The sequence below is a fragment of the Lentzea roselyniae genome (assembly GCF_039537795.1).
Lineage (GTDB): Bacteria > Actinomycetota > Actinomycetes > Mycobacteriales > Pseudonocardiaceae > Lentzea > Lentzea atacamensis.
The window spans coordinates 26,074-52,154 of record NZ_BAABBE010000019.1 but is presented as its reverse complement, the minus strand read 5'-3'; the positions used below and the strand labels follow the sequence as shown (position 1 = coordinate 52,154).

Sequence of the window (26,081 nt, the reverse complement as noted above, 5' to 3'; positions counted from 1 at the left end):
CGGGCCTGCCTCCTGCTCCTAGGCCCGCATGACTGTGGCGATCGGGATGCGTGCCGCCCGGATCGCCGGGATGAGACCGCCCAGCACTCCCGCGACGAGACCCGCGATCACCCCCGCGACGCCCGCCTCCCACGGGAAGGTGGTGCCCTGCAACGACGGGAAGCGGCTGCCGAACATCATCAGCGCGATCTGCAGACCCGCCACACCCGCGCCGATCGCCAGCGCCGCGGTCAGCAGGCCGGTCAGCAACGTCTCGGCGAGCACGATGCCCGCGAGCAGCATGCGGGACATGCCCACCGCGCGGCGCAGCGCGAACTCCTCGACGCGTTCGCCGACCGTGGCGAGACCGACGTTGAGGATGCCCGCGACGCCGATCAGCAGCACCAGGAACGCCATGCCGAGGAAGATCAGCCGCATGATCTTCAGCTGGGACTCCATGCGCTCCTTGGAGTTCACCGCGCGGAAGTGGAGCTGGCTCTGGTCGACGCCGGCCCCGACGAGCTTGGCCTTCAGCAGCTGCTGCAGGTCGTCGGAACCGGGCTGCAGGTACACCTCGAGGCCGGTGCCGCCGCCGCCGTACCGGTTGGCGTTGTTGGTTTCCGTCGCGGTCGGCATCCACGTGCGCAGCTCGTCGAGGCGCAGGTAGACGCGTGGCTGCATGTTGCCGTCCTGCACCACGCCGACGATTTGCGGTGTCACGTGGTGGGTGGCGCCCTCGATCATCATCTCGCCGGGGACGCGGTACTGCTGCAGACCCTTGGCGGCTTCCTCGTTCAGCACGATCCGGGGTGCGAGGGACGGCGCCGAGGTGAAGTCGAGCCAGCTGCCGGAGACAGGACGGAACGGCTTGAACGGCCGGATGTCGCCGGTCAGCGCGACCATGCTGACCTCGATCGCCTGGCCGTCCGGCTTCTTCTCCTGCGGCTTCTGCTCGTGGCACACGCCGCCGACGTCGCAGATCATCGACGGACCGCTGTAGCTGCCGCCTTGGTTCGCGTACTCGAACGGCATGCCGCCCTCGTTGATCGGCCGCACACCCGGCTCACCGATGACGGCCTTCGAACTGATCATCGCCACCGCGTCGGTGCGGCCCTTGAACGTCGCCTCCACGATTCCCGGCGCACCCTTCTCACCGGGGATGTAACCCGTGACCGTGCCGTCCTTGCCCTCCTGGAGCTCGACGTCGGTGAGCATCGCGCGTTCGGCGATCTCGGAACCCGCCTGCACGGCCACGATCGCGAGGACGCCGAGGAACAGCGACACCATCGACAGGAACGTGCGCAGCTTGCGGGCGCGGATGCCCTGTCCGCCGATGACCAGGGCGGACCGCAGCTTGCCGGAGAACATCAGTTGAACCGCCCGTCGCGCAGCTCCAGCACGCGGCCCATCTTGCGCGCGTGGTCGTGGTCGTGCGTGACCAGCACGAGGCCGCAGCCCTGCCTGGTCGTGTTGAGCAGCACCTCGACGACGAGGTTGCCGGTCTCGGTGTCGAGCGCGCCCGTCGGCTCGTCGGCGAGGATCACGCGCGGCTGCCGGACGAGCGCGCGGGCGATCGCCACGCGCTGCTGCTCACCACCGGAGAGCCTGGAGGGCTTGGACTTCGCGAGGTGCGCGATGCCGACCTGCTCCAACGCCTCCATGACCTGCTGCTTGCGCTTGCGGCGCGACGACCAGCCCTGGCCGTTCACCAGCGCCATCGCCACGTTCTGCGCCGCGGTGAGGTGCTTGAGCAGGAAGAACCGCTGGAACACGAACCCGAACTCCGCGCTGCGCAACGCCGCGGCCTTGCGCTCGGGCAGCTTCGTGATGTCGTTGCCGTGCAGGAGGTACTGACCTTCGTCGGCGCGGTCGAAGAGACCGATGAGGCTCAGCAGCGTCGACTTGCCTGAGCCGGAACGGCCGAGGATCGCCACGCTCTGTCCTGGATGGACGGTGAGGTCCACACCGGACAGGATCGTGCGGGGTTCCTCTTGGCCCTTCAGCACTTTCGTGATGCCGTTGAGCTGCAGCAGCGGTGCCTGAACCTGGATCACGGGCGCCGTCATCACGGTCCCGTCGGCTTCTGCTGGTCGCCGCCCTGCTGCTGGCCCTCCGGCAGGTTCGGGCCGGGCACGGCGAGCTCCTCGTCACCGGTGAGGCCGGACTTGACCTCGATGACCTTGCCGTCGGTGAGGCCGAGCGTGACGTCGGTGGTGCGGCGCGAGCCGTCGGGCTGGATCACGTCGACCTTGCCCTTGCCCTGCTGACCCGCCACTGCCTCGACCGGAACGACCAGCGCCTGCGCCGACTTGCCGGTGGTGACCTCGATCGACGCGCTGGCGCCGTTGATCATCTGCACGTCCGCCGGTCCGGTGCACACGATGCGCAGGCCCGTGGAGGAGCTCGGCTGCTGCGGCTGTTCCGGCTGCTTGGGCTGTTCGGGCTGCTTGGGCTGGTCCGTCGGCGGGTTCTTGGTGTCCGGGGTCGGCGTGGGCTTCTCCGGGATGGTGCCCTGCGGCAGCGCGGCGATGGTGCCGAGCACGGTGCACGGGAACGGGCCGGGCCCGTTCTTGATCTGCACGGTGACGTCGGTCAGCGCGCCGCTGATCTTGTACGCCTGGGCGCCGTCGATGTCGCCCACGATCGCGTAGCCGACGTGCTTGGCCGACGCGATCGGCATGCCCGCCGTCACCGTCGCCTTGTCGTCGACGAGCCTGCCGCCGAACGTGGCACCGGCCGGGATCTCGACGTAGTTCGGCGCCCCGTCCTTCCACACCGTCGCGACCCTGGTGGGCTTGGTCGGAGTGCCGTTGGGCGCCTGCAGGTCGAAGTACCGCACCTGACCGGCGACCGGCGCGACGAGTCCGAACGTCGGGTTCATCTCGACCTTGCCGGAGATGCTGAGCTTGGTGGTGAGGTCCTGCCTGGTCGGCTTGACCTTGGTCATCGTCGTGCCGCGCGGCGCCAGCTCCGGGTTGGTCTTCTCCGGACCTGACGGACTGCACGCCGCCACGGCGACCGTGACCAGCGCGCACAGCGGCGCGAGAACGATTTTGCGCACGAATGTCCCCCATGTCGTTTCGACCAACCTACCGATAAGGACACCCGAAGAGACGGGGAGGTTGCATCGGACTTTCGGCCGATGTCGCATCGACCTGGTGGCCACGGGTATCCGGGTGGTGACCGGAAGGAGAGGACCTGTGAATGCGCTTGCCGTGGTGACCGGTGCGTCGAGTGGAATAGGTTACGAGCTCGCGAAAGTTTTCGCGGACAACGGCTTCGACGTGGTGGTCGTGGCTGAGGACGAAAGGATCGACGAGGCGGCCGCGCAACTGAGGCTGCGCAGTGGCGGTGTGCACGTCGAACCGGTGATCGCCGACCTGCGGACCTTCGAGGGCGTGGAGTCGCTCGTCGCGCGTGTTCGCGCGATGGGACGCCCGGTCGACGTGCTCGCGGTGAACGCGGGCGTCGGTGTCGGCGGTGACTTCCTGCGCGACACCTCGCTCGGCGACAACCTGGAGGTCGTGGACCTGAACGTGCGCTCGGCCGTGCACCTGGCCCATCGGCTGATCGGCGACATGGTGGACCGCAAGGAGGGCAAGGTGCTCTTCACGTCCTCGGTGGCCGCGACCGCGCCCGGCCCGTTCCACTCGGTCTACGCGGCCTCGAAGGCGTTTCTGGCGTCGTTCGCGCAGGGGCTGAGGGAAGAGCTGCGTGATACCGGGGTCTCCGTGACGACGCTCATGCCGGGACCGACCGACACCGAGTTCTTCGACCGTGCGGGCATGCAGGACACCAAGGTCGCCACGGGGGACAAGGACGACCCCGCGCAGGTCGCCCAGCAGGGCTTCGACGCGCTGATGAAGGGTGACGACCACGTGGTCGCGGGCTCGTTGATGAACAAGGTCCAGGCGATCGCCGGGAAGGTCGCACCGGACCCGGTGAAGGCGAAGATGATGCGCACGATGACAGAGCCTGGTTCGGCCGGCTCCTGATGGGTACTCGCGCGCCATGAGCCAATCGAATCCCATTCAGATCCAGAAGTACCTCTCCGGCGTGGACTACCCGGTGAGCAAGCGGCAGCTGCTGGAGAAGGCCCGCGACAACGGGGCCGGTCAGGACGTCCTGACCGCGCTCGAGAAGCTGCCGGAACGCGAGTACAACGGCCCGAACGCCGTCAGCGCGGAGGTTTCCGGAGCGTGAGGCGGATCTGGCAGGCGTACGGCGAGGGCAGGCCGCTGCCCGGCTACCTCCTCGCCATCGGCACATACGCGGCTCTGGCCGGCGTCGTATCGGCGGTCGGGCGCCTCACGGGCGTCCGGCTGCCCGAACGGTTCTCGCTGGGCGACACGGCGCTCGTCGGTGTCGCGACGCACAAGGCGAGCCGGTTGCTCACCAAAGAGGCGGTGACGAGCCCGCTGCGGGCTCCGTTCACCCGTTACGAGGAACCGGCGGGGCACGCGGAACTCAAGGAGTCGCCCCGGTCCGACGATCCGGCGCGGCACGCGATCGGTGAGCTGCTCACGTGCCCGTTCTGCGCCGGCGTGTGGATCGCGAGCGGGCTCACCGCGGGTCTCGTGTTCGCGCCACGGGTCACGCGGCTGGTGGCGACGGCGCTCACGGCCGTCGCGGCGTCCGACACGCTGAACCTCGTGTACGACAAGCTGAAGTCATGACTCCGGCTGGTGGCGGCCGCGCCGGCTCCCGTGGTAGGCCTGCTCCCGCAGCACGGCGAGCCAGTGCGGCGCCATCTCCATCTCCGGCGGCCGGTTGAGCACGGGGTCGAACGCCACCGGGGTCGTCACCGGCTTCTCGTGATGGAGCGTCACGTCCGCGATTCGGCGCCACTCGGCGTCCCTGCCCGACACGTGGAGCGTGAACCGGCCGGGCAGTTCGCCGTCGTCCGGCACGGCCATGAACCACAGCAGCTCGTCGCGGTACCGGTAGGGCGCCAGCGTGCCGAGCCTGGCGTCCCGCCAGTGCCGCACGAACTTCGGCAGCAAGCGCGTCCGCTGGCCGGTGCCGGTGCTGGACAGCAGCAGGTCCCAGTCACCGGACGCGGTCGGCACCCGCAACGCGAGGCCGAGCACGTCCGGTTTTCCCGGTCCGGTGCCCGCTCCCTTGGACAGGCGCGCGGTCACGGTGGCCGCCGCGGGAAACGGTTCGGTGCCGGTCAGCTCACCGGTCAGCTGGACGCCGCGCGGATGCAGCGCGCGGTCGTTCCTCACCCGGGCGATCAGGCGGAAAACAGTGGACAGCACATCCCGGTGTACCCGTGGGAAACACCGGGAAACGCGGTGTTTCAAGGTCTTACCGCGAGCCGATTCCCGGATGGTGAGGCTGCTGAGAGCACCGGGCGTGTACGCGCCCCAGGACGACACCGCGCTTCTCGTCGAGGCCATGCACGCCGCGGCGATCCCGGTGGGCGCGCGTGTGCTGGACGTCGGCACCGGCAGCGGAGCGCTGGCGATTGCGGCGATCCGCGCGGGAGCCGCCGAAGTGACCGGTGTGGACGTGTCGCGGCGCGCGGTGTGGACGGCGCGGGTCAACGCGGCGCTGCGGCGGATGCCGTTGCGCGTGCGGCTCGGCAACGCGCTGGAGGTCGTGGCGGACGAGCAGTTCGACCTGGTGCTCGCCAACCCGCCGTACGTGCCGGCCGCCGGTTCCTGTGCGGCGCGCGGGCCCGCGCGGGCGTGGGACGCGGGGCTGGACGGACGACAGCTGCTGGACCCGTTGTGCGCCAGGATGTTCGGCCTTCTGGCGCCGGGCGGCGTGCTGCTGATGGTTCATTCCGCACTGTGCGGAGTGGACACGACGTTGCGGCAGTTGCGGGACAACGGCCTGAAGGCCTCGATCGTGCAACGCCGCCGGGTGCCGTTCGGGCCCGTCATGAACGGCAGGATCGGCTTCCTGGAGCGGCACGGCCTGATCGAGCCGGGCCAGCGGCACGAGGAACTGGTGGTGATCCGCGGTGACCGGCCAGAACGCTCCCAACCGGCGTGAGCGCAGGGTGACGGTGGTGCCGAACGGGCCGGTGCTCGTCGAGGGACCGGTCGAGCTCGTCACCGAGGACGGCGTGACGCACACCAGCGACCGGTTCGTGGTCGCGGTGTGCGCGTGCCGCCGCAGCAAGCGCTACCCGTTCTGCGACACCAGCCATCGCAGGCGCGTGCGCAGCGACGACTCGTCGGCGGCCCACGACGACAGCAGGTGATCGGCGAGGCGTGCTTCGAGCAGTTCCGTCGCCTGGATGCCGAACACCACGTCGGCGCGCAGCTTCGGCTCCTGCTCCAGCAGCGAGCCGATGACGTCACGCCGCATGATCTGCTCGTGCACGGCGTCGGCCTCGATGTGCTCGGTGAAGAACTCGACGCAGCGCGGGTCGGCCTCCAGGCGTTCGAGTGCCTGGGCCAGGCGGATCGCGCTCGGGGCGGTGGTGATCTCCGCGGCGGCGAAGTGGCCGACCAGCGCGCCGCGCAACGACCGGTGCAGGCCGAAGAGCGACATCATGTTGACGATCGCGATGGCCGGTGCCGGCACGTCGTCGAGGTAGTGCAGGTAGTCCGACGACATCCCGGCGCCCTCGAGCAGGTCGGCGTAGAGGCGGGAGTGCATCCGGTCGGCCCGGCCGCCGCCGAACTCGTCGAACTCCACCGCGACCAGTGCCGCCTTCGCCGTGCCGCGCAGCCTCGGGATCACCCACGCGTGCGGGTCGGCCTCCTTGTGGTGGTACACCGAGCGATGCGCGAAGTACTCGCGCATCTCGTCCCAGGTCCCGTGATCCCGCAGGTGATGTGACACCCCGCTGCCGGGGACGTGCTCGACCAGCAACGCGTCCAGCGCCGCATCGAGGTCGTCCCCGCCGTCCACATCGGACCGCAACGCCGCCAGGAACGCCGTTTCGGCATGGGCACGGAGCTTCAGCAGCTCCGGATCCCACTCCCAGGCCTCGTGCACGCCGTCGAAACCGCAGTAGTGCAGCTCGTACAGCACGTGCAGGGCGATGGTGAGGTCCTCGCCGTACGGGTCGGCGTCGGTGTACGGGATCGAACGGCCGTTCGGCGGACCGCCCAAGGTGTCGATGACAGTCTCGGACAGCGGCCCGCGGGGCGAGGGAAGCTTCACCACGTTCTCATACCCGCTGGTCGACGAGGTCATGCACGAGCTCGAGCTCGCCACGTTCCGCCAACGCCGGTGTGACGTGCTCCAGCAGTGCCTCCAACAGCGCTGTCGCGGGCACCCGGCACTCCCGCCACGGATCCACCCCCGCGCCGTCCAAGCCGTACCGGGAAGCCGCCCAGACGGCCGCTGCGCACACGTCGTCACGCACCGGGCGTGGTTCATCGGCCACGGCCGCCGTGTGCACGAGAGCGCGAGACAGAGCCGCTTGCAGCATCGCGTCCTCGACGGTGGCCGCCGCGTCCGCCACGCGGAACTCCACGGTGGGCAGCTTCGGGGACAGCCGGGCGAGCCAGAACGACTGGGCGCGGTCCACCAGGGTGCCGCACGCGACCATGCGGGCGACGTGCGCGTCGTAGCCGGCGGCGTCCGGGAACACCGGCGCCACCCCGGAACCGGGAAAACGGGACTGCTCGACCATGCGCCAGCTCGCGTAGCCGTTGCCGGCGGAGTTCGCCGACAGCGCCAGCAACGTCGGCAGCCACGGCCGGAGGTGGTTGAGGACGCGCACCCCGGTCTCCCGGTCGGGCACGCCGACGTGCACGTGGCAGCCGCAGGCCTCGTAGTGCTCGACGACACCCGCGTAGGTGTCGAGAACCCGGCGGAACCGCGGGTTGTCGTGCGACACGATCGGCTGCAGCGACGGTTTCACCGGCGTGCCACGGGAAACCAGCCCGAGGCCGGCCTCCTCGGCCGCCTTCGCGAGCATCGCACGCGCCTGCCGGAGCGCCTGGCCCAGCTCGGCGACGCTCGTGCACGGACCGGTCGCCGCCTCCACCTGCGTGCTCGCGAGCTCGGCGTGGAACTTCGTCAGGTCCGTGTCCTGCACGCGCGCCAGCACGGCGTCCGCCCGTACCGCGGTACGGGCGGACGCCGTGTCGACGAGCAGGAACTCTTCTTCTACGCCAACGGTGTCAGCGCACTGCAGCACGCCGGCCAAGCGCGACTCCCAATCCGATCATGCCGAGACCGAGGACGAAGTGCAGCCAGTCGTCCGCGGTGTTGAGCGGCACGAAGTTGGCGGAGCTGGTCTTGTCGATCACGAGTCCGTACAGCCACAGCACGAGGTAGATCGCGCCGCCGCCGATCAGGAAGGCTCGCGCACCGGCGGCCGAGCGTGCGGCCAGGAAGCCCGCGACGCCGAACAGCAAGTGCACGATGTTGTGCAGAATCGACACCATGAAGATCCCGAGCAGCATGGCACCTGACTCATGACCGGCGAAGGTCATCTGGTCGTAGTTCGTGGTGATGCCCGGGATGAAGCCCAGCACTCCGACGAGTGCGAACACGGCCGCGACGACCAGGGCTGCCTGCTGGACCCGCGTGCGGGTGGAGACGTCGACCATCGAACTCACCTCGTGGTTTGGTCGTGAACGTGGTCGATCGACGGGCTACCCGGCGGGGGTAGACGCAAACCCTCGGCGGGTATTCGTGTCGGCATGGACGAGGTAACGATCCAGGCGCTCGGCAAGCTCAGCGCGGCCCTGGAGACCACCGAACGGGCACGCGGCCACCTCTACTCGTTCCACCAGCTCACCGGCACGGCGGACTTCATGCTCGACGAGGCGGTCGCGCTGCTGCGCCAGGCCGGCCACCACGAGCACGCGGACCGCGTGCAGGGGGAGCTGCTCGGCAGGAACGTGCTGCCGGGACGGTGGACCTTCGAGATCGTCGAGGAGTACGACGACACGTACTACGAGTGCTTCCGCGAGGTCGAGCGCGCCGCCAGGGACGCCTTGGCGGACGGCAGGCGCCACGACCTCGAAGCGCGCCTCAAACAGGAACGTCAGCGGCTCAGCGCGGCCGTGTCCTACAAGTCTCGTCCGCGATAGTCGCGTCCGAGAGGCTCATCGAACGGACTTGTAGGACACGGCCGCCGCGTACGCCGACAAGGACTCCCGGTCCGGCTGACCCGTCTTCGCGATGAGCGAGGCGACGTGCTTCTCCACCGTGCGCGGCGAGATGTGCAGGCGGGTGCCGATGGCCTTGTTGCCCATCCGGTCGGCGAGCAGCACGAAGACCTCGAACTCGCGGACCGTCACACCGTGCCCGCGCAGCTGTTTCGGCACCTGGTCCGTGCCGCTGCGGCGTTGCTGCACCGGCGCGCCCGCCTGCCGCAGCAGGCCCCGGCACGCCGACGCCACCGCCGGGATCCCCGCCTCGTGGAAGTACTCCTCCGCGGTGCGCAGCCACGTCACCGGATCACCCCACGCCGAGGCCTCCCGCGCGATCAGCCGCAGTCCCAGATGCCGTGCCATGGGGTAGAGGGCAGCGGCCTCCTGGGCGCTCTCGAACGCTTCCAGCGCTTCGGCGCCCCTGCCGTCGCGGCCGAGCAGGACGGCGCGGGCGAGGCCGGCGAACTGGCGGTTCCAGCGCATGCCGGCGGCACTCGACTTCGCCAGCACCTCGTAGTCGGACCAGCCGAAGCGGCCGTCCAGCACCGCGAGGAGCACCCGGATGCCGTGCGTGCCGGAGAGGTGGAACGTGGTGGGGTTCTGCGACTCCTTCGCCTCGGCGGCGTCGAGCTCCTGCGCCGCCAGCGCGTGGTCCTCTTCGAGCAGGGCGCAGAACGCGCGCGCAAGCCCGTGGCACAGCGGGATTTCCTGCGCGCCGCCCTTCGCCACCTCCTCGAACCTCGCGGTGGCGTCGTCGGTCTCCTGCCGGTTGCCGCGGTGCGCGGCGAGCGTTGCCTTCACCATCAGCAGATAGCGGGTCAGCGCGTGGAACTGCAGCCGCGCGGTGGCCTGCAGGCAGCTGTCGATCTGCTCACCGGCCGTCTCGTAGGCGCCGGTCAGCACGTGTTGCAACGCCATGATGGCGTCGACGTTGTACGCCACGGTGATCGCGCCCGCCCGGCACGCCTCGTCGCGCACCCGGCCGAGCGCCGCCGTGCAGCCGGACGCGAGCCAGTCGTTGCCCGCCAGGCGAACCAGCGCGTAGATGTGCTGGATCGGCATCTGGTGCGCGTCCGCGAGCGCGCGGGCCTTGTCGAAGCACCTGTTGGCCTCGTCGAGGTCCTGCTCGCGCGCGATGATGCCGAGCAGCTGCCACGCCTCGCACGCCACCACCGGAAGCTCCGCCCGTGCCGCCGCGTCCGCCGCCTTCCTGGCGAGGCAAGCAGCGGACTCGATCCGGTCGGCGCTCGGGATGTTCAGCGTGAGGTACGCCGAGTTGACGTCCAGCTGGGCGGTCAGCTCGTCCGGCGCCCCGGCGCCGAGCAGTGAGCGGGCGGCGCGGACCTGTTCCACTCCGTCGGTGAACCTGCCCGCCAGGTAGGCGACCCGCGCGAGTCGTGTGTGGAGCTTCGCGCGGCGCGGCCCGTCCAGGCCGCTGAGATCCGCGATCTCCCTCTCCAGCTCGAAGGCGCGTTCGAACTCGCCCGTCTCCGCCAGCGCGGGCAGGAGACTGTCGAGCACGTCGGCGCGCGCCTCGCCGGTGAGCAGCCGCTGCGCCCGGTCGAGCAACGTGACGGCCGACCCCGCCGCGCCGTTGCCCAGCGCGCGCTCACCGGCCTCGGCGAACAGCAGTCCCGCCTCGGCAGGCGATCCGGCGTCGAACCTGAGCTTCGCGACGAGCGGGCACCAGTCGCCGGTCAGGCCGGGGTGCAGATCCTCGACCGCGTCCGCCGCACGCCTGGACAGTTCCGCACGTTCGGTGGGCGTGAGCTGGGCGAGCAACGCGTCCGCGGTGAGCGGATGGCGGAACGCGTACCAGTCCGGTGCGGGCTCGTCGGGTGTCACGAGCTGCGCGGCGACCCCGGCGTGCAGATGACTCAGCAGCGCCCGGTCGCCGGTGCCGGTCACCCGCTGCACCACCGAGAGCGGGAACCGGTGGCCCAGCACCGCGGCGATGGACAGCACCTCACGGCCCTGCGGCCCCAGCCGGTCGATGCGGTGGGCGACGCTGCGGACGAACGCCGCCGGCACCGGCAGCTTGAGCTCGCCGAGCACCTGCCAGCCCCGCGCGCCGGAGACGAGCAGGCCGCTGCTCACCATGCCGTGCAGCAGTTCCTCGACGAGGAACGGGTTTCCGGCGCTGTCCGTCCACAAGCGAGCGCACAGCTCCGCCGGGATCCGCTCGCTCTCCAGGCAGGCGGCGGTCATCCGCTCGACCTCCGCCCGCGTCAGCCTGCGCAGGTCCAGCTGGGCCGCCGCGCCGCGCTGCGCGATCCGGTGGATCAGCTCCAGCGCGTTGCCCGGCTCGGTGCGGATCGTGGCGAGCAGCAGAACCGGCTGGTCCTCCAGGTTGTCCGCCAGGTACTCGATGACCGCGAGCGTCTCGGCGTCGGCGTCGTGCAGGTCCTCCAGCACCAGCAGGCACGGGGTCTTGCGCGCGACGCTCGCCAGCAGCCTGAGCACCGCCTCCGCCAGCACCACCACGGATTCGGTTGTGGACCGGTGGTCGTGCCACTCCGGGATCAGCGTGCCCAGCACCGGTTTGTAGGGGCCGAGCGCGGAGTCGTCGGGCGGTTCACCGCGGAACAGGGCGAGCAGGGCTTCGGCGATCGGGCGGAACGGCACCATCGGGCCGATGCTCGTGCCGCGACCCTTGAGCACTCTGACGCCCGCGTCGTAGGCGTGGCCGGCGGCGTACCGGGCGAGCCGCGACTTGCCGATACCGGCCTCGCCGGTCAGGAAGATCGCGCCACCCCGGCCGGCGCGTGTGCGATCGAGTGCCTCCACGAGAGCCGTGACCTCTCGATCTCGGCCGACCACGTGGGGCGCTCGGGTCTGCATGGCTGGACCTTAACGGCCTCGTGAGGCCGTCCGGATCGGCTGCTCAGGCGTAATTCCGGGGCAATGGGGCCGGGCACCGCCCGGCCCCTCCACCGGTTTCGGGCCTCACACCACGCTGACGGTCGTGTCCGACAGCGCGGGGGTGAGGGACGCGAAGGCACCCGCCGCGAGTGTCAGTCCGGCCAGGGCACGGGCTCTCGCACCGGCGGACGACTTCGGCGCGAGCTCCATTTCCCCGATCACGTGCTCGACCGGCTCTGGCAGGGCGGCCGGGCGGTGCAGGGACTCGTTCATCGGATGTACTCCTCATCGGTTGGCGACAGGTTCGAGCAGCAGGATCGAGGGCACCGGAAACCCTTGGCGCAGCAGGCCGTGGCCGATGCCGGCCAGGCCGGTGAGCAGGCCCGGTGACGGAACGCCGCCGGGGGTGGCGCAGCGGGCGCCGTGTTCGTCCAGTGCTCCCAGCAACAGCGCCGTGCGGCGGGTCGCGGCGCCGGGGTGGCGGGCGGAAAGCGCTTCGACGACGCCGAGTTCGCCGTGGCAGAGACTCATGTCCCGCAACGGCTCCCTGGACGCGAGCACGGTGCACAGGCGGTCGTCGTCGCTTGCCATGGCGGCGCCGGCCAGGCCGGAGCACCAGCCTGTGTCGGTGGGGTCGATGGCGTCGCTCTCCAGGAAGGTTTGTCCTGCCACATCAATTGACTCGTCACAAACCGTTGCCGCGTAACGCCGCAGAGCCCATCCGATTCCCGCATGGCCGCGGGCGAACCCATTCGCCCGGCAAATCGCGCCACGTAGAACCGATGCGTAGTGATCGGCCAGAGCCAGCGACTCCGGCGTGCCCACGGCGAGCATCGCGGCGAGGGATCCCGCGACACCGTCCACCACGCTGAACGACGAGTCCTCCAACGGCATCAACGACACCGCTGTCGAAAGCAGGCCGGGGTCGAGGCCGAGCAACGGCGTCAGGCGCGCCAGGCCGTAGCAGATCCCGCCCAGGCCGTGGAACCCGCCGCCCACCGCCGCGACCAGCCCGGGCGACGCGGCGAAGGAGGAGAGCAACGACCGCAACGGGCGGACGGCGTCCCGCGCGAAGTCGACGTACCGGGCGGCGCCGGTCAGCGCACCCAGTTCGGCGAGGAACAGTGCGACACCTGTGTAGCCGTTGGACAAACCAGCGCCGAGCGGCTGCACGGTCCAGTGCCGGTCGTCGACCAGCTCGAGCCCCAGCCAGTTCACCCGGTCCCGGCCCGTCACGGCGTGCGCGAGGATCTGGTCCGCGATCCCGCACGCGGCCACCAGGAGCCGCGCCGGATCGGGGTCCACCGCGGCGACGTGGCCGGGCAGTGCGCCGCCGCTGTGATGGGACACCGGCCGCGGCCGGGACGCCAGCGACGCCGCGATCACCCACTGCTGGTCGTGCCGGTCGACCTCGCTCATCGCCGCGATCTTGCGTTCGACGGCGTGCAGCCCGGGCTCCGGCAGCATCCCCGGCAGCCGGAGCCCGGACGTGGTCCACAGGTCGCGCGACGACGGCCGGCACGTGAACAGCGGCACGTCACCGTGCCACAGGTCGGAGACCTCGAACGGCACCAGCCGGTCGAGCAACGGGTCGTCGATGACCAGCACGCCGAACGCCAGATCGCGGTCCATCGCGTCGGCGAGCACGCTCGGATGGGTCGACTCGTCCAGCAACACGGCGTACTGACGGGTCGCACGCGCCACGAACCGCACCTCGTCGTCGGCACACGCGCGAACCAGCCGCAGCAGCTCGTCCCTGCCCGTCACGATCGCGTCGTAGCCCGCGCGGAACCCGGCCATCAGCGAGTCCTGGTAGTCGGCTGGCTCGGCGGGCACACCACCCAGCACCGGCCGGTTCGACGCCCCTGACGACTCACGAGGACGCCGCACGAGCCGCATCCGGTCCGTTCCGGCGTCGGCCCAGTCGACGACGTTCAACGGCGACAACACGCCGTGGTCGCCGCCCACACCGGACACGTCCGCGACGCCGTTGTCGCCCAGCAGCACGTGGGGGAGCAGCGCCGTGCGGTGCACGGACCTGGCCAGCGCCAGCGCGGCCGGATCGTCGGACGTCGCCGGCGTCGGGTGGAACAGCGTCTCGACGTCCACCAGCACCGGCTGGTCGCCACACGCGATGAGGTTCTCGTAGTGCATGTCCGTGCCGTCGACCGCGTAGAGCAGGGCCAGCAACGCCCCCAGTCGCCGGTAGAACTCCGCCACGCCGGCCACGTCCGCGCACGGCTCGTAACTCACGAACTCCAGCCACCCGTAGCCGTCGCGGACGAGCAGCCGCGGCGAGCGGAAGCTGATTCCCGTTCGCGTGGAAAGCCAGTCGAGCTGGGCGGAGAAGTGCTCGTGCAACCCGACCGGGCGCGGCCGGTAGACCAGCCGGTCCCCGGACTCGAAGGTCAGCACCGCGACCGTGCGGCCCTGCTGGTGCGCGTCGCCCCTGCCCGTCTCGATCGACGCCAGCGTGCCGGGATCCCGCCCGCCGAAGATCGCCCGCACGATCTCCGGGCGATCACGGGTGAAGCGCGACGACAGCTCGTGATGGGCGGAAACGGCCTGTTCGCAGGCCTGCGCGAGCAACCGCGCCAGCACCGGGTACCTGGCGAACAACGCCGGCAGGTCCAAGGTCCGCGTGAAGGAGGTGAACCGCTGCGCGCCGGTGTCCCCGGCCAGGGTGCCACGTGCCTTGTGCAGCTCCAGCACCAGCGTGCGGGCCGCGATCGCCACCAGGCGGCGGCCGAGCTGCTCGGCGAACGAGGCGTCGAACGGCGGCGCGACCTCGGTGCGGGCGGCGTCGATCAGCGGGCGCAACGCGTGGGCGAAAGCCGCCGTCCAGCTCTCGCTGGTGCTGGTCTCCGCCGGTGAGGTCACCGGCAGAACCTCGCACGCGCGTGCGGAGAGCACATGGGGGCCGAGCCCCCAGATTCTGCGCTGGACTCCGGGCGGGACCTGAATATGGGGGACCGCACCCCATGTTCCGCCGCTCCACCCGCCTCCAGACTCGGGGACCGAGGGAGGGATCGGGCATGAGGGAGTTCGGGGAACTACTGCGCACGCACCGCATCCGGGTCGGGCTCACCCAGCAGCAGCTGGCCGACTTCGCGATGGTGAGCGTGCGGGCCATCCGCGACCTGGAGTGCGGCCGCACGAGGTCACCGCGCGCCGAGACGGTGCGCCTGCTCGCGGACGGGCTCCGGCTGGACGACGACAGCCGTGCGAACCTGCGGGAAGCCGGTGGCCGGCCGGCGGGACCGGTGTCGGTGGCGCCGCCCGCGCCGTCGTCGGCGATCGTGGGCCGCGAGGCGGAGCAGGCCGCGCTGCTCGACCTGTTCGCCGACGGAGGGCGCCTGGTCACGATCACGGGTGTCAGCGGGGTCGGCAAGACGCGGCTCGCGCTGGAGGTGGTGGGTGCGCTGCACTTCCGGCTCGGCTGGTCGGTGGCCTGGCTGCCGTCCTCGCGCACACCGCAGATCGACGACGGCCAGGACACCGTGCTCGTCACCGACCACCTCCCCGACACGGCGTTGCTGGACCGCCACCCGAGGCTGCGGGTCATCGTCACCTCGCTGGCACCGGCCGGGATCGCGGGTGAGCACGTCTTCCCGCTGGCGCCACTGGCCGACGAGGCCGCGGTGCGGCTGCTGGTGATGAACGTGCGGCGGGTGCGGCCGGGGTTCCGGCAGGAGGCCGGGAACTCCGCGGCGCTGATGGGCCTCGTGCGGGAGCTCGACGGGTTGCCGTCCGCGCTGGAGTTCGCCGCCGGGTGGTTCATGGTCTACTCGCCGCAGCACCTGCTGGAGCGGCTGCGCACCAACCCGCTCGACCCGACCTCCGCACACCTGCGCGACTCGCTGCGGCTGTCGCTGTCCACATTGGACGAGGAGGAGCGCGCCGCGCTGACGCGGATGGCCGGCCGGGGTGAAGGGCAGGACGACCACGTCACGCGCGCGCTGAGCGTGCGTGGACTGGTTCGCCGCGCCGGACGCCGGTACGAGGTGCTCAACCTCGTGCGCGCGGCGGTGCTGGAACCGGTGTCAGGGCCATATTCCGCGGGGGGTGTGGCCCTGACCTGGCCTTGTTAGAACTGCGCCGTGAGGCACGCGAGGCGGTCGCCGGCGGTGCCCGCCTTGCCGTGCTCGGTGCTGGAGTGCGTGGCGTGGATGATGACGGCGTTCGCCTCGCCCTTGCGGAACTCCCAGTTCACCGTGGCCGTGGCGGTCGCGGCACCCTGCGCGTCGGTGGTGAAGTCGAGCCAGATCTCGTTCTGCGCGTTGGCGTACTTGGGATCCACGCTCGGCGTGACCGGGTCCTTCTCGTTCTGGTAGTGCGGACCGGAGTCGGCGGGCTTGGCGCCGCACGGCTTGGTGTGCACGTGCGAGCCGTACTTCGTGTCCGGCTGCAGGCCGGACACCTTCAGCTCGACCGTCGTCCGTCCACCCGCGACGGAAGAGCCGGTGGAGAGCTTGGCGCCCAACGGGATCCGCTTGACGTCGTAGGTGATGCCCTTCGGCTGGTCACCGGACGCGGCCGGGCCGGCGACCTCGGTCTCGGCCACCGGCTTGACGGCGGGAGCGGCGGGGGTCTCGCCGGAACAGGCGGTCGCACCGGTGAGCAGGGCGGCACCCACGAGGGCCGCGACGGTCGTGCGCATGGTTCTCCTTGTGTCAGCTGCGTTCCAGGTTCCCACCCCCACCACGTCCCCCATCGGGTGACCGGTTCAGATCAATCGAGACGAGGTCGCGGAACGCGTCTTGATAGGCCGCGCACAGGTGATAGCCGCCGTGAGTCTCCACTTTGTCCGGAGACCCGTTCGTCTCGCTCGCGCGGCGGTCGAGCGGGTTGGACTCCCAGCCGTGCACCGGGAAACCGAGGTAGTCGGTGCGGCGCCACAGGTTGATCCAGCTCGCGCCGAGGAGCGTGCTCAGCCCGCGATCCGGTGTGGCACCGGGACTCCGCCGCCACGGGTCGCGCGAGAACATCGCGCCCGCACGCACTTCCGGTGTGCCGAGCACGGCCGGGCCGAGCAGCTCGGGGAAGATCCGCCCGAAGTACGGCCGCAGCTGCACGCCGTAGGTCAGCAGCTGCGTGCGTTCGAGGTACCCCTCCGGCAACGCGTACAGCGCCGCGACCGCCAGCACGGCGCCCAGGCTGTGCGCGGACAGCACCACCCGGTTGTCCGGTGACTCGTCCAGGAACTCGCGGGTCCGGTCGGCGATCTCCGGCACCGCGCGTTCCGCGTAGCAGGGCGGCGCGAACGGATGCGCGGTGCGCGGCAGGAAGCACATCAGGTCCCACAGCAGGCCGAGCGGACGCCGGTTGGTCAGCATGCCGGCGCCGACGAACGAGCCGATCACCGCGACTCCGGCGAGCCCGGTGACCCAGTCGCCCTTGCCCACCACCCACGTGACGCCCCACCACCCCGTCCAGGACGGCGAGGCGAACGTCAGGTAGCACGTGAGGATCAACGCGAGCACACCGAGCGTCGACAGCACACCGACGACGTTCTCGGCCCGGTGCGTGACGGCGACGACGTGCCGCACCCGCACGACGAGCACGTCGGCCTCGTCGTCGAGCAGGGCGGGCTTGGTCAGCCGCGACAACAACGCCAGCGCCTGCGCGATCACCAGCAGCACCAGCGGAACCAGTGCCACCGCGAAGGCCGCGCTGAACCACGAGTAGAACGACGGAACCCGCAGTCCCGTCCCCACCCAGCCGCGGAACGTCAGCACCAGCACCGCCGCCAGCATCACCGACGTGGTCAGCGACAACCCCAGCAGCACACCGGGTCCGGCGCCGCGCCAGGCCTGCCACTCGTCGCCGGACCGCGGCCGCGCGCGCCACGCGAGCACCCCGCCGGCCACCACGGCGCCGATCCAGGCGAGCGGGAACCAGTAAGTGGCAACCATGAACGCCACGAACAGCACGAGCAGCGCCAACGGGCCCTTGGCGTCGTTGCGCCGCCACGACCATGCCGCCAGCACCGAGCCGAGCAGCGCCACCGTGACGACCGGCGGTCCCCACGAGGCCAGCCAGAGCGGCCCTTCGAAAACGGGTGCGAACCCGTAGAGCCCGAACCCGTGCACCACCAGGACGAGCACGGCCGCGACCACCAGCAGCCACGACCACAGGCCGCCCTTCTCGGTCGACGGCACGTCCGGGCAGTCCGTCGCCGTCACGACCACCCGGCCCACGACCACCGCCAGCAGACCGCCCGCGAACACGGTGAGCACCAGGAAGAACGCGTGCTGTAGTTGCTGGGCGCTCGTCACCAGCGTGACCACGCAACACCCGGCCGCGAGGTGCAGCCGGGTGAGCCGGCGGATCCGCGGGCTGCCCTCCCACATCGACGACCGGCTGAGCATCACGCCCGGCCGCCGCACCGGCGTGCGCCGCATCGTCGCCATCTCGTACCTGCTGCGTGACAACGAGGTCAGCGCCAGCAGGCCGAAGAGCAGCAACACCGGCACGGACGACGCGGCGAGCACCCTGACGTGCCGCGCGGGATCGCCGAGCAGGTCCATGAACTCCGGCAGCCGCTTGCAGGTGGTGCCCGGCAACGAGCACTGGATCGCGTACACGTCGATCGCGACCTCGCACACCGCGAGCACCAGCAGCACCGTGAGCCCGAGCCCGAACAGCCGCGTGCTGGCGGCACCGCGCCCGGCGTTCCACCACACCATCCGCCTGGTCGCCGGCATCGAGTCGTCGGGAAGTTTGCGGGACCAGTAGGCGACGTTCGCGAGCCCGAACGGCAGCAGCAACGCCCATCCGATGCGCCCCAACGCGTTCGCGAGCACGGACGGCACCCCGCTGCCCGGCACGCCCGGGCTGCTGCGCGCCATGCCGCCCCACGAGTACGCCTCGCGACGCACGCCGCCGGGCACCCGTCCGGCGTGCACCGGTGGCAGTTCGGCGACCTTGTCCGGCTTCGGCCGCCAGAAGCTGCCGAACCGATCTCCCCGGAACTGTTCGACGGCGTGGTCGGGAAGGGCCAGCATCGCGTCCGGGGGCGTGTTGTTGACCCCGTGGATGCGCAGTTCGAGGGTGCGTGGACTCATCGCCGGCCTCCCTTTACTCCAGTTGTCGTCCTGTCAGCTGCTCCGGTTAGCGGCCGAACGGGTGAAAAAGGTGTATCCAGGCGCCCTGGAAAGCCTCTACTTGGCAAGGAGGCGCACCATGACCACAACCGCTCACCCGAACGTCGCAAACTCCGTCGGACTCGCCGAGTTCCTGGCCACCGCGGGCAGTCTCACCCTGGCGCAGCGCAAGCTCATCGTCGACCAGGCTCTGATCCTGCTGGAACAGAACTACGCGCACCTGCCGTTGAAAGTCGCCATGCACGCGGTGAACCCCGTGCAAAGACTCAGGGTCCTGAGAGCCAGACTCGAACGGCAGACCGACGCCACGGCGGAGCCCGAGTGGCAGTTCCACCGCGAGCTGTCGAGCACCTTCCACTCGGTGCGCGACCTGCACACGAACTACCTCCTGCCCGCGCCGTTCGCGGGCAAGATCGCCTTCCTGCCGTTCCAGCTGGAGCGCTGCTTCGACGCGGACGGCACCGAGCAGTACCTCGTCGCCCGCACGGTCGCCGGTTTCGACGGTATCGCGGTGGGCGCCGAGGTCACGCACTGGAACGGCACGCCGATCTCTCGCGCGGTCGCGTTGAACGGCGCGATCTTCGCGGGCAGCAACACCGCGGCGAACCTCGCCCGCGGCCTGGAGTCGCTCACGTTGCGCCCCTTGGTGATCCAGCTCCCGCCCGACGAGGACTGGGTCGTCGTGACGTATCGCAACGAGAACGGCGCGTCCGAGGACATCCGCGTCGACTGGCAGGTGACCGACAACCTGCCCCCGATGACCGACACCGACTCGCTGTCACCGGCCGCGGCCGCGCAGGGCGTCGACCTGGACTCCGACGAGAAGGCCCGCGCGAAGAAGTTGTTGCACGCCCCCAAGGTCGTGCAGGCCGAGGCCGCCGGTGGTGCCGTCGCGATGTCCTCGCAGGACGTCCCCACGACCATGCCCGGCGTGTTCCGCGCCCGCCCGGTCACCACGCCGTCCGGCGAGTTCGGCCACCTGCGGATCTTCACCTTCAGCGTCGACGACCCGGACGCGTTCCTCAAGGAGTTCGTGCGGCTCGCGGCTTTGCTGCCGCAGAACGGGCTCATCGTCGACGTGCGCGACAACGGAGGCGGCCACATCTTCGCCTCGGAGTTCCTGCTGCAGACGATGACGCCGCGGCGCATCGAGCCGGAACCGGTGCAGTTCCTGAGCACGCCGCTGAACCTGCGGATCTGCCGCCGCCACGCGGACGACCCGACCGGCCAGATCGACCTCGGCCCGTGGTTCCCATCGCTGGACTCGTCGACCGAGACCGGGCAGGCGTTCTCCTGCGCCCACACCATCACGCCGGTCGCCGGCGCGAACGCCGTGGGCCAGACCTACCACGGCCCGGTGGTGCTGATCACCGACGCGCGGTGCTACTCCGCGACCGACATCTTCGCCGCGGGCTGGGCCGACCACGACCTCGGCCCGATCCTCGGCGTGGACGACAACACCGGTGCGGGCGGCGCGAACGTGTGGACGCACGGACTGCTGATGACGCTGCTGAAGATCCCGGCGCCGGGCGACACCGAGTCGCCGTACAAGTCCTTGCCCAACAAGGCGAACATGCGCGTCTCGATCCGCCGCACGTTGCGCGTGGGCAAGCTCGCCGGCACGCCGGTGGAGGACCTCGGCGTGCGGCCGACGCACCAGCACAAGGTGACGCGGGCGGATCTGTTGCAGGGCAACGTCGATCTGCTGGCGAAGGCGGGCTCGCTGCTCGCCGCGCTACCGGTGCGGCGGCTGGGAGTGGCGGTCGCGGGGACGACCGTCTCGCTGGACACCGTGAACCTCGACCGGGTCGACATCTACGTCGACGGCCGCCCGGCCACCTCGCTGGACGTGACCGACGGCGCGCACACCGCGACGTTGAGCGCGACCGGGAACGAGGTGCGGGTCGAGGGCTTCGCGGACGGGCAGCTGGTGGCCGCGCGCAAGGTCACCGGTTGAAAGAGCGGGCGCTGCCGGTGACTCCACGACCGGCAGCGCCCGCTCCTGTTGTGCTACTTCTTGGTGAACGTGAAGGCGCGGTCGGTGGCCAGAGCCCCCAGCTGTGCCTCGGTGCCCTGCGTCCAGCTCTGAACCCAGACCACCTCACCGTTCGGGCGGAAGTTGCGGGCTTCCACGATGCCGAACCGCTCGTCCTTGCTGAAGACGGTCACGCCACCCTTGTGGTCGCTCACGGTGCTGGTGCACGTGGCGTACTTCTCGCAGTACTCCTTCGGCGACCACTCGTGCATGCCCGGTGCGTTGACCTGCGTGTACGTCGTGACGTCCTGGCCCTTGTAGGTGAACGTCACGGTGTTGCCCATGTACTGCATGCCGTCGAACACGCCTGCCGCCTCGCCGCCCCACGGGCCCGGCTCGACGTTCTGCGCGCCCCGGAAGGCGCGCGGGTAGGTCTTCTCCTGTCGTGCGCTGAACTCGTCGGCCTGCTTCTGCAGTTCCGCCTTGGTCTTGTGAACGGGCGTGACGTCCTTCGGCGGCCACGGGTAGTCCGTGGAGGCGGACGCGGTGCCCGCGAGACCGAGGAGTGCAGCGCCTGCCAGGGCAGCCGCCATTACCTTGCGCATTGATCCCCCACTAGCGAGTTTGTGCTTGCGCAGTAGGAGACGCCGCAAGATCACCAGGGGTTGCACGCGACTTTTCGTGTTCTCACAACGGTGTTTAACGTGTGAACGTGTAGGCGCGGTCGGAGGCCACCGCTCCCAGCAGGGCCGGGTCGTCCTGCCGGGACCCCTGGGTGAAGACCACTTCGCCGTTCGGGCGGAAGTTGTGCGCCGACCTGTTGTCGTAATTGTCGTCCTCGGAGAAGACGATCACGCCACCCTGGTTGTCGCTGACCGTGCCGGTGCACGTGGTCTGCGCGCAGAACTCCTCAGGCGAGTCGGTGACGAAGCCGGGTGCGTTGACCTGTGTGATCACACTGGCCCACACAGCCTGCTCCGCGCCGTGCCCGCGAGTCCGGCGAGTGCCAGGCCCGTCAGGGCAGCCGCCATTGCCTTGCGCATGTGGATCCCATCTGTGAGTTCTCGCTTGCGCGGAGAGACACGCTCTCGGACGGCCGGCTGGTTGCACCCTCGTCCGGCTAAAGCCAACCTCGCCGCATCGCCTGAACACCCGCCTGGAACCGGGTCTGCGCACCGCACCGGTCCATCAGCTGCCGCACCCGCCGCTGCACGGTCCGCGGCGCGAGCCCGAGCTGCCGCGCGATCGACTCGTCGGTCAGCCCGGCGGCGAGCAGCCCGAGCAGGTTCGGGTCCACATCGGCCGCGGCGGCGTAGATCCCTCCCGGACTGAACGGGATCCCCTTGTCCCAGTACAGCTCGAACGTCGACCGCAGCACGTCCAGCAGGGCCGAGGGACGGATCAGCAGCACCTTGTCGACCACGTCGCCGTTCGCGACCGGCAGCACCGCGGCGTGGGTGTCGATCACGGCGAGCTTGAACGGCAGCGTCGGCGTGACGCGGGCACGTTCGCCGGCCGCGACCAGTTCGATGATCTCGGTGACGCGGCCGGGCAGGTCCACCGCGGACCGGTCGTAGACGACGCGCCACTTCACGTCGCGCTGGCGGGTCGCGTCCTCGAGCGCGACGTGCTCGCCCAGCGGCGTCACGTACGGTGGCTGGTCGAGCACGCACACCTCTTCGCGGGCGCCGTTGAGCAGCGTGTTCCACAGTTCGCGGACGGCGCCGAGCCCGCTCACGACCTCGACGAACGCGTTGTCGGCCTGCTCCTCGTCGCGGTTGCGCAGGTAGAGCTCCATCAGCGGGCCGACGTCGGCGCGGGCCCTGCGGTTCTGCTCCTCACGGGCCGCGATGAGCGCCTCCACGGCGAGGTCGGGCGCGACAGCCTGCCACACGTCGCCCGGCAGGTGGCGGACCACGCCGAGCTCGTGCAGCCGCGTGAGCAGCTCGGGGGCGACGCCGATCTCGGCGGTGGTACGGCTGCCTCCCGTTACCAGCAGCTCGTATACGGCAGATAGCTCCGGCGAGACGCCCAGATGTCCGAACACGGCCACATTGTGCGCCATTCAGCGCAACACCCCTGTCGTGAACACGTCAGTGTCGTTATTCGGCCGTCTTAAAAACTGTTTAAGGCGGTCCGCCGCTGCTTACGGTCCTCGGCACCTCCGCAGCCGGTTCAGAACCCTGACGCCCTCCACGGCATGCGGTGGCCCTGTGTGGAAGGACCTCTCGTGAACGGATTGCGACGCACGAGTCTGTGCGCCGCGGCAGTTTCCGCCGCCGTGCTCAGCGTTGTCTCACCAGTCAACGCCGCTCCCTCCCAGGTTCAGTCCCAGCCGGACTCGACCCAGGTGAACCGCCCCTTCGAGCGGCTGATCGTCGGCTACAAGCCGGGCACCGCCGAAGCCTCGTCCGACTCCGCTGCCTCGGACGATGTGAAGAACAAGGGCAAGTCGCTGCACCGCCGCATGGCGAGTGGTGCGGTCGTCGTCGACCTCGGCTCGAAGACCTCGAACGCCGACTCGACCATCCAGGCCTTCAAGGCCGACCCCGATGTCGCCTACGTCGAGCCGGACCTGCTGATGCAGCCGTTCGCCGACCCGAACGACACCGACTACTCCCGGCAGTGGGACCTGTTCGAGGCCACCGCGGGCATGAACGTGCCCGGCGCGTGGTCCAGCACCACCGGCGCGGGCGTGACCGTCGCCGTGATCGACACCGGTTACGTCGCGCACAGCGACCTCTCGGCCCGGGTCGTCGCGGGGTACGACTTCGTGTCGGACGCCACGCGTGCCCGTGACAACAACGGTCGTGACTCCAACCCTGCCGACGAGGGCGACTGGGTCGCTCGCGGCGAGTGCGGCACCGACGCCAACGGCAACCCGGTGCCCGCCGCCGACCAGGGCTCGTCCTGGCACGGCACGCACGTGGCCGGCACCATCGCCGCGTCCACGAACAACGCCAAGGGCATCGCGGGCATCGCCTACGACGCCAAGATCCAGCCGTTGCGCGTGCTCGCCAAGTGCGGTGGCGCGACCTCGGACATCGCCGACGCGATCACCTGGGCGTCCGGCGGCACGGTGAGCGGTGTCCCCGCGAACGCCACGCCCGCCAAGGTCATCAACATGTCGCTGGGCGGTCAGTCGTCCTGCTCGACGACCTACCAGAACGCGATCAACGGCGCGATCAACCGCGGCACCACCGTGGTCGTCGCGGCCGGCAACTCGAACATGAACGTCGCCAACTTCACCCCGGCGAACTGCAGCGGCGTCATCACCGTCGCCGCGTCGTCCCGTGAGGGCAACAAGGCGTTCTACTCGAACTTCGGCACCCGCATCGACATCGCGGCGCCCGGCGGGGAGACCCGTCGCGGCACCGACACCCCCGGCACGATCACCACGCCGGAGAACGGCATCTGGTCGACGCTGAACGCCGGCACCACCACCCCCGGTGCCGAGAACTACAAGCCGTACCAGGGCACGTCGATGGCCGCCCCGCACATCGCGGGCCTCGCGGCACTGCTGGTGGCGAAGAAGCCGTCACTCACGCCGGCCCAGATCAAGGACCTGATCAAGACGAACGCCCGTGCCCTGCCGGGTACGTGCTCCGGTGGCTGCGGTGCCGGCCTGGCCGACGCCACCAAGACCGTGAACGCCGTCGACACGACTCCGCCGCCCTCCGGTGGCCTGGAGAACACGACCGACGTCCCCATCACGGACATGGGCACCGTCACGTCCTCGATCAGCTCCACGGTGACGGGCAACGCGTCCTCCACCACCAAGGTCGGCGTGGACATCGTCCACACCTACCGCGGTGACCTGGTGATCGACCTGATCGCGCCGGACGGCACCGCCTACCGGCTGAAGAACTCGTCCTCTTCGGACAGCGCCGACAACGTGGTGGCGACCTACACGGTCAACGCCTCGTCCGAGGTCGCGGCGGGCACGTGGAAGCTGCGGGTCCAGGACGTGTACTCCGGTGACACCGGGTACATCAACGCCTGGAACCTGACCCTGCGATAGCGCCGCGGGTTCGCCCAGGGGCGGTGCCTTCCTACCTGGGGGAGGCACCGCCCCTTTCACATGCTCACGAGCTTCCGGTCGCGCTGCACGATCCGTTCCAGATAGCCGGCCACCGCGCGGATCGACGGCAGTCCGAGGAGGTGCCGCCGGGCCCTGCGCACGCTGTGCTGAATCCCTGTGCTCGTGAACGCCTGCCGGCACGCAGAAGCCACCGCGCCCGGTGTGAAGTCCTGCACCCGCACGCCGAGCTCGAGCTCATTGACGCGGTGCGCGTTGTGCATCTGGTCGTGCAGCACCGGAAGCACCGCGACGGGCACACCGGCCCGCACGGCCTCGCGGATCGAGTGGTAGCCGCCGTGCGACACCAGCAGGTCCGCGGCCTGCGGCAACAACGCCTGCGGCAGCGACTCGGCGAGGTGCACGTGCGGTGCCGCCTGGGCGACGACGAGCGGTTTCGCCGGGTCGAGGTCGGCCAGCCACTGCGGTAGCCGGTCGCCGGTGCTGTGGTGCGCGGATTGCTGGTAGGCGAACGCGGCGGGCATCGGCCGGCGGGCGAAGGAGTAGGCCGCGGGGACCGCGTCCAACCGGCCGTACCGGTGCGCCGAGTCGAGCGACTCGTGCAGTGGCAGACGGAGCTCCGCCCTGCGTTCGTTCAGGGCGTTCAGCAGCGTCAGGCGGTCCGTGTACTGGCCGACCCCCGTCGGCGCGGCCACGTGCGGCACCCCGAGCCGTTCCGCGACGAGCATTCCCGCGAACTCGATGCCCGCGCGCAGCACGAGATGCGGCCTGAAGTCCGCGGCCACCGGCAGCAGCGCCCTCACCGCGGCGGTGATGTGCGGCCCGGCGGCGAACTCGACGATCATCTCGTCGGCGAACGGGTCGTAGTCCGGTGGGAGCGCGAGCACCTCGCCCTGCAACAGATCGGCCAGCCGGTCGCACACCTCGGGCAACACCCCGGCACAGCGCACTGGCTCGTCCGCGAAGCCGCGCAGGACCGAAACCGGGCCGTGCCACCAGCACCTCGTGCCCCAGCTCGCTCAGCATCGTCACGAGGGGGAGTGTGG

General features: G+C 70.4%; 25 protein-coding genes. 9 read left to right on the top strand and 16 right to left on the bottom strand.

Translation table 11 applies throughout. The features are described from left to right. Positions 1 to 18: 18 nt before the first annotated feature. From ABFX45_RS29960 to ABFX45_RS29950, 3 genes are read right to left on the bottom strand one after another with little or no spacing between them, the layout of a single operon-like run. Positions 19 to 1,347 (bottom strand): ABC transporter permease, encoded by a 1,329-nt coding sequence (locus ABFX45_RS29960; protein ID WP_170155075.1) that lies wholly within the window; start codon positions 1,345 to 1,347, stop codon positions 19 to 21. After that, entirely contained in the window at positions 1,347 to 2,045 is a 699-nt protein-coding gene (locus tag ABFX45_RS29955) for an ABC transporter ATP-binding protein (protein ID WP_109638635.1), read from the bottom strand. Before ABFX45_RS29955 ends, ABFX45_RS29960 begins: the two co-directional genes overlap by 1 nt. Continuing rightward, entirely contained in the window at positions 2,045 to 3,040 is a 996-nt protein-coding gene (locus ABFX45_RS29950) for an efflux RND transporter periplasmic adaptor subunit (RefSeq protein WP_109638636.1), read from the bottom strand. The genes ABFX45_RS29955 and ABFX45_RS29950 overlap by 1 nt, the downstream gene beginning before the upstream one ends. 139 nt (positions 3,041 to 3,179) lie before the next feature. On the opposite strand from ABFX45_RS29950, the gene ABFX45_RS29945 reads away from it, so the two are divergent. From ABFX45_RS29945 to ABFX45_RS29935, 3 genes are read left to right on the top strand one after another with little or no spacing between them, the layout of a single operon-like run. Next, the gene (locus tag ABFX45_RS29945) at positions 3,180 to 3,974 is read left to right on the top strand and encodes an SDR family NAD(P)-dependent oxidoreductase (protein WP_346133512.1); all 795 of its coding nucleotides are present in this window, start codon (positions 3,180 to 3,182) and stop codon (positions 3,972 to 3,974) included. Between the two features lie 16 nt (positions 3,975 to 3,990). Then, on the top strand, positions 3,991 to 4,182 hold the full coding sequence (locus tag ABFX45_RS29940; protein ID WP_109638638.1) for a DUF2795 domain-containing protein: 192 nt from the start codon (positions 3,991 to 3,993) through the stop codon (positions 4,180 to 4,182). Next, on the top strand, positions 4,179 to 4,655 hold the full coding sequence (locus ABFX45_RS29935) for a DUF1360 domain-containing protein (protein WP_109638639.1): 477 nt from the start codon (positions 4,179 to 4,181) through the stop codon (positions 4,653 to 4,655). The genes ABFX45_RS29940 and ABFX45_RS29935 overlap by 4 nt, the downstream gene beginning before the upstream one ends. On the opposite strand, the gene ABFX45_RS29930 is transcribed toward ABFX45_RS29935, so the two are convergent. Further along, positions 4,650 to 5,207 (bottom strand): hypothetical protein, encoded by a 558-nt coding sequence (locus ABFX45_RS29930; protein WP_109638640.1) that lies wholly within the window; start codon positions 5,205 to 5,207, stop codon positions 4,650 to 4,652. The genes ABFX45_RS29935 and ABFX45_RS29930 overlap by 6 nt on opposite strands. A gap of 106 nt (positions 5,208 to 5,313) precedes the next feature. On the opposite strand from ABFX45_RS29930, the gene ABFX45_RS29925 reads away from it, so the two are divergent. Beyond that, positions 5,314 to 5,982 carry a HemK2/MTQ2 family protein methyltransferase gene (locus ABFX45_RS29925; protein WP_109638717.1) on the top strand — a complete coding sequence of 223 codons (669 nt, stop codon included), beginning with the start codon at positions 5,314 to 5,316 and terminating at the stop codon, positions 5,980 to 5,982. After that, complete coding sequence (locus tag ABFX45_RS29920; protein ID WP_109638641.1) at positions 5,951 to 6,193, top strand: CDGSH iron-sulfur domain-containing protein; 243 nt, start codon at positions 5,951 to 5,953, stop codon at positions 6,191 to 6,193. The genes ABFX45_RS29925 and ABFX45_RS29920 overlap by 32 nt, the downstream gene beginning before the upstream one ends. Here ABFX45_RS29920 and ABFX45_RS29915 read toward each other — a convergent pair. The 3 genes from ABFX45_RS29915 to ABFX45_RS29905 are packed head-to-tail and all read right to left on the bottom strand — an operon-like array spanning position 6,115 to position 8,504. Next, the gene (locus ABFX45_RS29915) at positions 6,115 to 7,137 is read right to left on the bottom strand and encodes an iron-containing redox enzyme family protein (RefSeq protein ID WP_346133509.1); all 1,023 of its coding nucleotides are present in this window, start codon (positions 7,135 to 7,137) and stop codon (positions 6,115 to 6,117) included. The two genes, ABFX45_RS29920 and ABFX45_RS29915, sit on opposite strands and share 79 nt — an antisense overlap. Next, a complete protein-coding gene (locus tag ABFX45_RS29910; RefSeq protein WP_346133633.1) occupies positions 7,112 to 8,089 on the bottom strand; it encodes a carboxylate-amine ligase in 978 nt (325 codons plus the stop codon). Before ABFX45_RS29910 ends, ABFX45_RS29915 begins: the two co-directional genes overlap by 26 nt. Continuing rightward, positions 8,073 to 8,504, bottom strand: a complete 432-nt coding sequence (locus ABFX45_RS29905) for a DUF4383 domain-containing protein (protein WP_109638644.1) — start codon at positions 8,502 to 8,504, stop codon at positions 8,073 to 8,075. Before ABFX45_RS29905 ends, ABFX45_RS29910 begins: the two co-directional genes overlap by 17 nt. Positions 8,505 to 8,597: 93 nt before the next feature. Here ABFX45_RS29905 and ABFX45_RS29900 point away from each other — a divergent pair, with 93 nt between their 5' ends. Continuing rightward, on the top strand, positions 8,598 to 8,990 hold the full coding sequence (locus ABFX45_RS29900) for a hypothetical protein (RefSeq protein ID WP_215732423.1): 393 nt from the start codon (positions 8,598 to 8,600) through the stop codon (positions 8,988 to 8,990). Between the two features lie 15 nt (positions 8,991 to 9,005). Here ABFX45_RS29900 and ABFX45_RS29895 read toward each other — a convergent pair whose 3' ends face one another. The 3 genes from ABFX45_RS29895 to ABFX45_RS29885 form a co-directional block, all read right to left on the bottom strand. Further along, entirely contained in the window at positions 9,006 to 11,894 is a 2,889-nt protein-coding gene (locus ABFX45_RS29895; protein ID WP_109638646.1) for a helix-turn-helix transcriptional regulator, read from the bottom strand. A 105-nt stretch (positions 11,895 to 11,999) separates the two neighbouring features. Then, entirely contained in the window at positions 12,000 to 12,188 is a 189-nt protein-coding gene (locus tag ABFX45_RS29890) for a hypothetical protein (RefSeq protein WP_109638647.1), read from the bottom strand. A 12-nt stretch (positions 12,189 to 12,200) separates the two neighbouring features. Then, complete coding sequence (locus ABFX45_RS29885) at positions 12,201 to 14,795, bottom strand: type 2 lanthipeptide synthetase LanM family protein (protein ID WP_346133506.1); 2,595 nt, start codon at positions 14,793 to 14,795, stop codon at positions 12,201 to 12,203. A gap of 155 nt (positions 14,796 to 14,950) precedes the next feature. Here ABFX45_RS29885 and ABFX45_RS29880 point away from each other — a divergent pair, with 155 nt between their 5' ends. Beyond that, positions 14,951 to 16,006: a helix-turn-helix domain-containing protein gene (locus ABFX45_RS29880; protein ID WP_346133504.1), complete on the top strand. Its 1,056-nt coding sequence runs from the start codon at positions 14,951 to 14,953 to the stop codon at positions 16,004 to 16,006. On the opposite strand, the gene ABFX45_RS29875 is transcribed toward ABFX45_RS29880, so the two are convergent. Together ABFX45_RS29875 and ABFX45_RS29870 are read right to left on the bottom strand one after the other, a co-directional pair. Then, the gene (locus ABFX45_RS29875) at positions 16,003 to 16,575 is read right to left on the bottom strand and encodes a superoxide dismutase family protein (RefSeq protein ID WP_346133502.1); all 573 of its coding nucleotides are present in this window, start codon (positions 16,573 to 16,575) and stop codon (positions 16,003 to 16,005) included. The genes ABFX45_RS29880 and ABFX45_RS29875 overlap by 4 nt on opposite strands. 13 nt (positions 16,576 to 16,588) lie before the next feature. Further along, positions 16,589 to 18,982 (bottom strand): hypothetical protein, encoded by a 2,394-nt coding sequence (locus tag ABFX45_RS29870; RefSeq protein WP_346133500.1) that lies wholly within the window; start codon positions 18,980 to 18,982, stop codon positions 16,589 to 16,591. 118 nt (positions 18,983 to 19,100) lie between these two features. Here ABFX45_RS29870 and ABFX45_RS29865 point away from each other — a divergent pair, with 118 nt between their 5' ends. After that, positions 19,101 to 20,978, top strand: coding sequence for a S41 family peptidase (locus ABFX45_RS29865; protein WP_109638652.1), 1,878 nt, complete (start codon positions 19,101 to 19,103; stop codon positions 20,976 to 20,978). 53 nt (positions 20,979 to 21,031) lie between these two features. Here ABFX45_RS29865 and ABFX45_RS29860 read toward each other — a convergent pair whose 3' ends face one another. From ABFX45_RS29860 to ABFX45_RS29850, 3 genes are all read right to left on the bottom strand, one after another. Next, a complete protein-coding gene (locus ABFX45_RS29860; RefSeq protein WP_146231663.1) occupies positions 21,032 to 21,601 on the bottom strand; it encodes a hypothetical protein in 570 nt (189 codons plus the stop codon). Positions 21,602 to 21,695: 94 nt separating this feature from the next. Next, positions 21,696 to 21,965, bottom strand: coding sequence for a hypothetical protein (locus ABFX45_RS29855; RefSeq protein ID WP_346133498.1), 270 nt, complete (start codon positions 21,963 to 21,965; stop codon positions 21,696 to 21,698). Positions 21,966 to 22,116: 151 nt separating this feature from the next. After that, entirely contained in the window at positions 22,117 to 23,043 is a 927-nt protein-coding gene (locus tag ABFX45_RS29850) for a LuxR C-terminal-related transcriptional regulator (protein ID WP_346133496.1), read from the bottom strand. 183 nt (positions 23,044 to 23,226) lie between these two features. Here ABFX45_RS29850 and ABFX45_RS29845 point away from each other — a divergent pair, with 183 nt between their 5' ends. Next, a complete protein-coding gene (locus ABFX45_RS29845) occupies positions 23,227 to 25,017 on the top strand; it encodes a S8 family peptidase (RefSeq protein WP_211337478.1) in 1,791 nt (596 codons plus the stop codon). Positions 25,018 to 25,073: 56 nt separating this feature from the next. Here ABFX45_RS29845 and ABFX45_RS29840 read toward each other — a convergent pair whose 3' ends face one another. Beyond that, on the bottom strand, positions 25,074 to 25,985 hold the full coding sequence (locus ABFX45_RS29840; protein ID WP_346133493.1) for a glycosyltransferase: 912 nt from the start codon (positions 25,983 to 25,985) through the stop codon (positions 25,074 to 25,076). Between the last annotated feature and the right edge of the window lie 96 nt (positions 25,986 to 26,081).

Excerpts from the sequence above, each read along its gene's own strand:
- ABFX45_RS29960 (WP_170155075.1), bottom strand. The coding sequence starts at position 1,347 with ATGTTCTCCGGCAAGCTGCGGTCCGCCCTGGTCATCGGCGGACAGGGC.
- ABFX45_RS29955 (WP_109638635.1), bottom strand. The coding sequence starts at position 2,045 with ATGACGGCGCCCGTGATCCAGGTTCAGGCACCGCTGCTGCAGCTCAAC.
- ABFX45_RS29940 (WP_109638638.1), top strand. The coding sequence starts at position 3,991 with ATGAGCCAATCGAATCCCATTCAGATCCAGAAGTACCTCTCCGGCGTG.
- ABFX45_RS29915 (WP_346133509.1), bottom strand. The coding sequence starts at position 7,137 with ATGACCTCGTCGACCAGCGGGTATGAGAACGTGGTGAAGCTTCCCTCG.
- ABFX45_RS29905 (WP_109638644.1), bottom strand. The coding sequence starts at position 8,504 with ATGGTCGACGTCTCCACCCGCACGCGGGTCCAGCAGGCAGCCCTGGTC.
- ABFX45_RS29900 (WP_215732423.1), top strand. The coding sequence starts at position 8,598 with ATGGACGAGGTAACGATCCAGGCGCTCGGCAAGCTCAGCGCGGCCCTG.
- ABFX45_RS29895 (WP_109638646.1), bottom strand. The coding sequence starts at position 11,894 with ATGCAGACCCGAGCGCCCCACGTGGTCGGCCGAGATCGAGAGGTCACG.
- ABFX45_RS29890 (WP_109638647.1), bottom strand. The coding sequence starts at position 12,188 with ATGAACGAGTCCCTGCACCGCCCGGCCGCCCTGCCAGAGCCGGTCGAG.
- ABFX45_RS29880 (WP_346133504.1), top strand. The coding sequence starts at position 14,951 with ATGAGGGAGTTCGGGGAACTACTGCGCACGCACCGCATCCGGGTCGGG.
- ABFX45_RS29875 (WP_346133502.1), bottom strand. The coding sequence starts at position 16,575 with ATGCGCACGACCGTCGCGGCCCTCGTGGGTGCCGCCCTGCTCACCGGT.
- ABFX45_RS29870 (WP_346133500.1), bottom strand. The coding sequence starts at position 18,982 with ATGAGTCCACGCACCCTCGAACTGCGCATCCACGGGGTCAACAACACG.
- ABFX45_RS29865 (WP_109638652.1), top strand. The coding sequence starts at position 19,101 with ATGACCACAACCGCTCACCCGAACGTCGCAAACTCCGTCGGACTCGCC.
- ABFX45_RS29860 (WP_146231663.1), bottom strand. The coding sequence starts at position 21,601 with ATGCGCAAGGTAATGGCGGCTGCCCTGGCAGGCGCTGCACTCCTCGGT.